Raw genomic sequence first — 1,116 nt, forward strand, 5'->3', positions numbered from 1 at the left:
CAGGAAGGTTTAGCTTAATGCTCAACTCACGAAGCTGCTTCTTATCAACTTCACCTGGCGCCTTAGTTAGTACGTCAGTAGCACTCTGTGTTTTCGGGAAGGCAATCACTTCACGAATAGAACTTGCACCCGTCATCAACATCACAAGACGGTCAAGACCAAATGCCAAACCACCGTGAGGAGGACAACCGAACTTCAATGCATCCAATAAGAAGCCAAACTTCTCTTGCTGTTCTTCTGCGTCGATACCAAGAATATCGAATACAATACTTTGCATTTCTCCATCGTGAATACGGATAGAACCACCACCAAGCTCAGTACCGTTAAGTACCATATCGTACGCACGTGACAATGCTTTTTCAGGCGCATCACGCAATTCAGCAGGTGAACAAGAAGGCGCTGTAAATGGATGGTGAATTGCTGTTAAGCCTCCATCATCCAACTCTTCGAACATAGGGAAGTCAACAACCCAAAGTGGTGCCCACTCTGTTGTGAACATATTGAGATCTTCACCCACTTTGCAGCGCAGTGCGCCAAGCGCTTCGTTTACAACTTTTTCTTTATCTGCACCGAAGAATACAATATCGCCATTTTTAACACCTAGGCGATCCATAATTTGCATTGCAACTTCTTCGCCTAAGAACTTAACGATTGGCGACTGAAGACCTTCAACGCCTTTCTCGATTTCGTTAACCTTAATCCAAGCAAGACCTTTCGCACCGTAGATTCCAACAAACTTGGTGTATTCGTCAATTTGCTTACGACTAAGTTCCGCACCACCATCAACTTTAAGTGCTGCAACGCGACCTTTAGGATCTTTTGCTGGGCCTGCGAACACCTTAAACTCGATACTTTCCATCAAGTCAGCAACATCAACAATCTCAAGCGAAATACGTAAGTCAGGCTTGTCGCTACCGTATTTGCTCATCGCTTCTGAATAAGGCATTTTAGGGAATTCGCCAAGATCAACGTCAAGCAAGTCTTTGAACATTGAACCAACCATGCCTTCCATGTTCGCCATGATTTCTTCTTCGCTCATGTATGAAGCTTCAACATCCACCTGTGTGAATTCAGGTTGACGGTCAGCACGCAAATCTTCATCACGGAAACATTTAG

Annotated in this window: 1 protein-coding gene; it reads right to left on the reverse strand. The window is 44.6% G+C overall.

The window, feature by feature from the left end; translation table 11 throughout:
* Window positions 1–1,116: aspartate--tRNA ligase (gene aspS, locus A3738_RS03195; protein ID WP_068763351.1), on the reverse strand; the 1,116-nt coding region annotated here is incomplete at both ends.

It is taken from the genome of Oleiphilus sp. HI0066, assembly GCF_001635725.1.